Raw genomic sequence first — 7,886 nt, 5'->3', positions numbered from 1 at the left:
CGCAAATCGACCTCTCCCCAAGGGAGAGGTGGCACCTCCGCCGCCGCCCCAGGGGCGCTCCCGCGGGACGGTCCGGCCGGCCAACCGGGGCTTTGCGAATTCCCCGCTTGGCTGCTAAGGAAACCCGATGTTTTCGCGGCGCATCATACGGATTAGCGGCCCGGCTTCCGCCTGAGCCTGAGGGCTCGGCGCAAGACCGGGATTTCGTCGTTTTACCCCGATTGATCGCGTTTCCGCGCCCTCACCTGCCAGATCAGAGCCTTCATGTCCGACAAGCCGCAAAAGACCGACGCCCAAAAGACTGACACCAGGGACTATTCCAAGACCCTCTACCTGCCGCAAACGGAATTCCCGATGCGCGCCGGCCTGCCCCAGCGCGAGCCCGAAATCCTGAACTACTGGAACGAGATCGGCCTCTACGACAAGCTCCGCCGGGAAGCCGAGGGCCGCGCCAAATTCGTGCTGCATGACGGCCCGCCCTACGCCAACGGCAACATCCACATTGGGCACGCGCTGAACAAGATACTCAAGGACGTCGTGACCAAGAGCCAGCAGATGCTCGGCTTCGACTCCAACTACGTGCCGGGCTGGGACTGCCACGGCCTGCCGATCGAATGGAAGATCGAGGAGGAGAACTACCGCTCCAAGGGCAAGCAGAAGCCGGATTTCCGCGACTCTGCCGCGATGGTCGCGTTCCGCAGGGAATGCCGCGCCTATGCCACGCACTGGATCAACGTGCAGCGCGAGGAGTTCAAGCGACTCGGCATCATCGGCGACTGGGATCATCCCTACCAGACGATGAGCTATCCGGCCGAGGCCCAGATCGCCCGCGAGCTGATGAAGTTCGCCGCCAACGGCACGCTGTATCGCGGCTCCAAGCCGGTGATGTGGAGCGTGGTCGAGAAGACCGCGCTCGCCGAAGCCGAAGTCGAATACGAGGACTACACCTCCGACATGGTGTGGGTGAAATTCCCGGTCACCTCGCCGGCACATGGCGCGCTGGCCAATGCCTCGGTCGTGATCTGGACCACCACGCCGTGGACGCTGCCCGGCAACCGCGCGATCTCGTTCTCGCCGAAGATCGCCTATGGCCTCTATAAGGTGACGGATGCGCCGGATGCGAAATGGGCGAAGCCGGGCGACCTCCTGATCCTGGCCGACGCGCTGGCGGCAGAAGTGTTCAAGAAGGCACGCGTCGCCGCCTATGAGAAGCTGCGCGACATCCCCGGCGACACGCTAGACGCCGTCGAATGCGCCCATCCGCTGCGCGGCTTCAGCGGCGGCTATGAATTCACCGTGCCGCTGCTCGCCGGCGACCACGTCACCGACGACACCGGTACCGGTTTCGTGCACACCGCACCTGGCCACGGCCGCGAGGACTTCGACGTCTGGATGGCGAACGGGCGAGAGCTTGCCGACCGCAGCATCACGACCGCGATCCCCTACACTGTGGACGAAAATGGCGCCTATACCGCGCAAGCGCCCGGCTTCATCGGCAAGCGCGTGATCACCGACGAGGGCGAGAAGGGCGATGCCAACGATGCGGTGATCAAGGAATTGATCGGAGCCGGCAAGCTGCTCGCGCGCGGCACCCTCAAGCACCAGTATCCGCATTCCTGGCGCTCCAAGAAGCCGGTGATCTTCCGCAACACACCACAATGGTTCATCGCGATGGACAAGGACATCGTGGACGCCCCGGGCAAGCCCGGGGCTATGGCGGAGCACGGCCACGCCAGGAAGGGCGACACGCTGCGCGCCCGCGCTCTGCACGCGATCTCGGTCACGCAATGGGTGCCGCCGGCCGGCGAGAACCGCATCAACGGCATGATCGCCAACCGTCCGGACTGGGTGATCTCGCGGCAGCGTGCCTGGGGCGTGCCGATCGCGGTGTTCGTGCGCGAGAACGGCGACGGCTCGGCCGAGATCCTGCAAGACGAGGTCGTCAACCAGCGCATCGCCGAGGCCTTCATGGAGGAAGGCGCCGACGCCTGGTACATGGACGGCGCCCGCGAGCGCTTCCTCGGCACCCGCGCCTCGGAAGACTGGAAGAAGGTCGACGACATCTGCGACGTCTGGTTCGATTCCGGCTCGACGCACGCCTTCGTGCTGGAGGACCGCCAAAACTTCCCGCAGCTCGGCAACATTGTCCGCAAGGTCGACGGCGGCAACGACACCGTGATGTACCTGGAAGGGAGCGACCAGCATCGCGGCTGGTTCCACTCCTCGCTGCTGGAAAGCGCCGGCACGCGCGGCCGCGCGCCCTATGACATCGTGCTTACCCACGGCTTCACGCTGGACGAGAACGGCCGCAAGATGTCGAAGTCGCTCGGCAACACGGTCCAGCCGCAGGACGTGATCGCAAATTCCGGCGCGGATATCCTGCGCCTCTGGGTCTGCGCCACCGACTACGCCGACGACCAGCGCATCGGTCCGGAGATCCTGAAAAACACCGTCGAGACCTATCGCAAGCTGCGCAACTCGATCCGCTGGATGCTCGGCACGCTGCATCACTTCAAGCAAGCTGAGAAGGTTGGCTTTGCCGAGATGCCCGAGCTTGAACGGCTGATGCTGCACGAACTGGCCGGCCACGCCGAGACCATCCGCAACGCCTATGCCGCGTTCGACTACAAGACCGTGGTCGCGAGCCTCGCGGCGTTCATGAACTCCGAGCTGTCGGCGTTCTATTTCGATATCCGCAAGGACACGCTGTATTGCGATCCGCCGTCCTCAGTGGCGCGCAAGGCGGCGCTGACCACGATCGACCTGCTCTGCGACGCGATCCTGAAATGGCTGGCGCCGATCCTGAGCTTCACGACCGACGAAGCCTGGCGGATGTACCGGCCGAATGCCGAGCCCTCGGTGCATCTCACGCTATTCCCGGAAGGTCTCGAGCAGTTCCGCAACGATGCGCTGGCGGCGAAATGGGAGACGATCCGCAACGTCCGCCGCGTCGTCACCGGCGCGCTCGAACTGGAGCGCAAGGACAAGAAGATCGGCTCGTCGCTCGAAGCCTCGCCGGTGATCTACGTCGCCGACAGACAGATGCTGGCCGCGCTGTTCGACATCGATCTCGCCGAGGTCTGCATCACCTCGAACTACGAGGTGCGCGAGGGCGAGGCGCCGGCCACCGCGTTCCGCCTCGATGCGGTGCCGGGTGTTGCGGTCGTGGTCGAGAAGGCGGTCGGCACCAAATGCGCGCGCTCGTGGAAGATCCTCCCCACGGTCGGCGAGGACCCTGAGTATCCCGACGTCTCGCCGCGCGATGCGCAAGCGTTGCGCGAATGGAAGGCGCTGGGGGTCACGGCCTAGCCGTCGTCCCTGCTGCCTGGTGCGCACTTGCGCACGGGAGCAGGGACCCATAACCACCGCTGTCTCAAATGGACTGAGGTTGATGACTCCGAGTCGTTCAAACAACACCCGGCACGGCGTATGGGTCCCGGCTTTCGCCGGGACGACACCTTTGGTGGGCCTCCGATGACCGCTCCCGTTCGCGCCGGTGCGCTGGCGGCGGTCATCACCCTGATCGCCGACCAGGCCTCCAAGCTCTGGCTGCTCCATGTCCTCGACATCGCGCGCCATGCCCCGGTGACGGTGACGCCGTTCTTCGACCTGGTGCTGGCCATGAATCCCGGCATCAGCTTCGGCTGGTTCCAGAGCGAGACCCCGTCGGCCCAGATCCTGCTGATGGCGATCAAGGCCGCTGCCGTGATCGCGCTGGCGATCTGGATGGCGCGGTCGCGGACCTGGCTTGCGACACTATCGCTCGGCCTGATCATTGGCGGCGCCATCGGCAACGGGATCGACCGCTTCGCCTATGGCGCGGTGGTCGATTTCGCCCTGTTTCACGTCGAGATCGCCGGAAAAACCTATAATTGGTACATCTTCAACCTCGCCGATGTGGCGATCGTTGCTGGGGTGGCGGCCCTGTTGTATGATTCCGTCCTGGGGACCCCCGCCGTAAAAGCGCCCTGATCCCGGCCGATACGAGCCGGTCGGTAGTCAACCTGCATTGAGCGAAACTGTGCTTAAGCCGGTGATCGCTTTGGCGAATTTTGAGATGGGAATGGCGCGATGCGCAACACCAAAGTCCGCGGTTACCTGATCGAGACGTCCCGGCTGCCGCTGATGCGCGGCCTGCGTCTGGCTTTCGTCGCGGCCGGGATCGGCCTTGTCATGACGGCCGGCCCGGTGCGTGCCGGCGACGATGACGATGACGGCGACGACGGGCTGACCTTCGAAGAGCGGATCATCGACAACCTGATGACCGGCCTTGGCGCCAAGAGCGCGGCCAGCAAGGGCATCGACTATCGCGAGCGCTCGCCGCTGGTGGTGCCGCCGAAGCTCGATTTGCCGCCGCCCTCCTCGGCCACCCAGGTCAACGCGCCGAACTGGCCGAAGGACCCGGATATCGCCGCCCGCAAGGCCGCGATCGCGGCACGCAAGAAGGAAGTCAAGAAGGAGCCGTGGCAGTCGGCGGTGGCGTTGACGCCGGCCGAGATCGAGGCCGGCCGCAAGCAGCAGACCGCGACCGACGGCCGCAAGGAGCCGCTCGAGCCCGGCGCCAACACCAATCCGTCGCTGATGCCGAGCCAGCTCGGCTACACCGGCGGCCTGCTCGGCATGTTCAAGGGAAACAGCAGCGAATCCAAGCCGTTCACGGGCGAGCCGACGCGCGAATCCCTGACCGAGCCGCCGCCGGGCTATCAGACACCGTCCTCGGGCTTTGCCTATGGCACCGGCCCGATGAAGCCGAAGGTGAATGACGGCCAGTACGACGTCATGACCGGAAAGCCGATCCAGTGATCGCTTGGCCTTTGCGGTCGAAGGCTGACATGAGCAAAGCTTAATGCGGGGCGGCGTGTGTTTCTCCGCTTCGTGACGACGGACACGGCCACGACCGTGTACGATGGCTTGCTTTCGCACCCCGGCCATCCGTCCGGGCTTTCATAAGGACCGTGATGCGCTCTCGCCGCTCGATTGCCCTGCTCGCTGCCGCCTTTGTCTCCACGATCCCGCTGTCGGGCGCCGGCCTCCGCGCCCAGACCACCGTCACCTCGGAACGCCCCGCGAGCTTCACGCTCGACAACGGGTTGCAGGTGGTGGTGATCCCCGATCACCGCACGCCGGTCGTGACGCAGATGATCTGGTACAAGGTCGGCTCGGCCGACGAGACGCCCGGCAAATCGGGGCTAGCGCATTTCCTCGAACATCTGATGTTCAAGGGCACCTCCAAGCACCCGGCCGGCGAGTTCTCGCAGACCGTGCTGCGCGTCGGCGGCAACGAGAACGCCTTCACCTCGACCGACTACACCGGCTACTTCCAGCGCGTGCCGCGCGATCAGCTCGCCTCCATGATGGAGTTCGAGGCCGACCGCATGACCGGCCTGATCCTCAAGGACGAGAACGTACTGCCCGAACGCGACGTCGTGCTCGAAGAGTACAACATGCGGGTCGCCAACAACCCGGACGCGCGGCTGACCGAGCAGATCATGGCCGCGCTCTATCTCAACCATCCCTACGGCCGGCCGGTGATCGGCTGGCATCAGGAGATCGAGAAGCTCGACCGCGAGGATGCGCTCGCCTTCTACCGGCGCTTCTACGCTCCGAACAACGCGATCCTGGTCATCGCCGGCGACGTCGACGTCAAGGACATCCGCCCGCTGGTCGAGAAGAATTTCGGCCCGATCCCGGCCCAGCGCGCGATCCCCGAGAAGCGCATCCGGCCGCAGGAGCCGACGCCGGCCGCACCGCGCACCGTGACGCTGTCGGATCCGCGCGTCGAACAGCCCGGACTGCGCCGCTACTATCTGGTGCCGTCGGCAACGACCGCGGCAGCAGGCGAGAGCCAGGCGCTCGACGTGCTTGCGCAATTGATGGGCGGCGGCGCCAACTCCTACCTCTATCGTTCGCTTGTCATCGACAAGGGCCTCGCGATCTCGACCGGCGCCGGCTATCAGGGCACCGCGCTCGATCCGTCGCAATTCTCGATCTCGGTGACGCCGAAGCCGGGCGTCGCGTTCGCCCAGATCGAAGATGCGATCGACAAGGTGATCGCCGACCTCGCGCAGAACCCGGCGCGTGCCGAGGATCTCGAACGGGTCAAGACCCAGCTCATTGCGGAAGCGATCTACGCCCAGGACAACCAGGCGACGCTGGCACGCTGGTATGGCGGAGCGCTAACCACCGGGCTCAGCATCGACGACATCAGGAGCTGGCCGGATCGCATCCGCGCGGTGACCGCCGAGCAGGTGCGCGCTGCTGCCGCCACCTGGCTCGACAAGAAGCGGTCGGTGACCGGCTATCTGATCAAGGATACTGCGCCGAAACGCGAGGAGAAGCGCTCGTGATCTATTCCCTCACCCGACGTGCGGCGCTGATCGGCGGCGCCTGCGCCGCGATGCTGGCGATGTCATCGGCGCCGTCGCAGGCCGCCGCCAAGATCCAGCGGCTGGTGTCGCCCGGCGGCATCGAAGCCTGGTTCGTGCAGGATGCGACCGTGCCGCTGATCGCGATGGAATATTCCTTCAGCGGCGGCGCCAGCCAGGACCCGCCCGGCAAGCCCGGCGTCGGCAATCTGGTCGCCGACCTGCTCGACGAGGGTTCCGGCGACCTCGATTCCAAGACCTATCATGAGCGGCTCGAGCGCCGCGCCATCGAGCTCAGCTTCCAGGCGAACCGCGATCAATTCCGCGGCTCGCTGCGCATGCTCAAGGACAACAAGGACGAGGCCTACGACCTGCTGCGGATGGCGCTGACCTCGCCGCGGTTCGAGCCGAAGGATGTCGAGCGGATCCGCGCCCAGACGATCTCGAACCTGCGCCGCGAATCGACCAATCCGTCGACGCTGGCCGGCCGCAAGTTCCTAGAACTGGCATTCGGCGATCATCCCTATGCCCGGACGGCCACCGGCACACTCGAAAGCGTGCCGACCATCGAGATCTCCGACCTCAAGGACTATGTCCGCCGCATCATCGCCAAGGATACGCTGCGCATCGCTGTCGTCGGCGACGTCGACCCCGATACGCTTGGCAAGCTGCTCGACAAGACGTTCGGCAGCCTGCCGGCGAAGGCCGAGCTGACGCCGATACCCGATGTCGTCGCGACCAAGCCGCCGCAGCGCGCCTTCGTGCCGCTCGACGTGCCGCAGACCGTCGTCACCTTCGGCGGCCCCGGCATCAACCGGCACGACCCGGATTTCATGCCCGCCTATGTGGTGAACCACATTCTCGGCGGCGGCGGGTTGTCGTCGCGGCTCTACAAGGAAGTGCGCGAGAAGCGCGGGCTGGCCTATTCGATCTACGAGGCGCTGCTCTGGATGGATCACTCGGCGCTGTTCATCGGCAACACCGGCACCCGTGCCGACCGCGCCGGCGAGACCGTCGATGCGATCGATACCGAAGTCCGCCGCATCGCCGAGCAGGGTCCGACACAGCAGGAGCTCGACGAGGCGAAGTCCTATCTGAAGGGCTCGCAGATGCTGGCGCTCGACACCTCCTCCAAGCTCGCGCAGGCGATGCTGCAATACCAGCTCGACAAGCTGCCGATCGACTACATCGAGAAGCGCAACGCCATCGTCGATGCGGTGACGCTCGACGACGCCAAGCGGGTCGCCAAGAAGCTCTGGGGCAACGGCCTGCTCACCGTGATCGTCGGCCGCGCCCCGCAAGCCGCCGCCCAGCCGGCGTCCGCACCGCCGAAGGCGAACTGACGCGTTCTCGAAGCGCGGCCCTCCTTCATTCACAGCACCGTTGTGGCCACCCCCCACCCTCCCCCCTTGCGGGGGAGGGAGCCCGAGAGGTGTGCTCTCCTCACATCACTGCTGACATTCAAGCTTGGATCGTCAGGGACGCACCGGCGCGCGGGCACCCTCCCCCCTTGCGGGGGAG

General features: G+C 65.6%; 5 protein-coding genes. All 5 read left to right on the top strand.

The features are described from left to right. Nucleotides 1-264: 264 nt before the first annotated feature. Nucleotides 265-3,309, top strand: a complete 3,045-nt coding sequence (gene ileS, locus B2W55_RS34025) for an isoleucine--tRNA ligase (protein ID WP_024581111.1) — start codon at nt 265-267, stop codon at nt 3,307-3,309. 165 nt (nt 3,310-3,474) lie between these two features. Next, entirely contained in the window at nt 3,475-3,972 is a 498-nt protein-coding gene (gene lspA, locus B2W55_RS34020) for a signal peptidase II (protein ID WP_024581112.1), read from the top strand. A gap of 99 nt (nt 3,973-4,071) precedes the next feature. Continuing rightward, a complete protein-coding gene (locus tag B2W55_RS34015; protein ID WP_024581113.1) occupies nt 4,072-4,803 on the top strand; it encodes a hypothetical protein in 732 nt (243 codons plus the stop codon). A 155-nt stretch (nt 4,804-4,958) separates the two neighbouring features. Continuing rightward, the gene (locus B2W55_RS34010) at nt 4,959-6,347 is read left to right on the top strand and encodes a M16 family metallopeptidase (protein WP_024581114.1); all 1,389 of its coding nucleotides are present in this window, start codon (nt 4,959-4,961) and stop codon (nt 6,345-6,347) included. Between the two features lie 50 nt (nt 6,348-6,397). Then, the gene (locus tag B2W55_RS34005; RefSeq protein ID WP_043855271.1) at nt 6,398-7,708 is read left to right on the top strand and encodes a M16 family metallopeptidase; all 1,311 of its coding nucleotides are present in this window, start codon (nt 6,398-6,400) and stop codon (nt 7,706-7,708) included. The last annotated feature ends 178 nt before the right edge of the window (nt 7,709-7,886 follow it).

The organism is Bradyrhizobium sp. UBA2491, assembly GCF_002341725.1.
Taxonomy (GTDB): Bacteria; Pseudomonadota; Alphaproteobacteria; order Rhizobiales; family Xanthobacteraceae; genus Bradyrhizobium.
The sequence above is the reverse complement of the archived record's forward strand: the minus strand, read 5'-3'. Positions and strand labels throughout refer to the sequence as shown.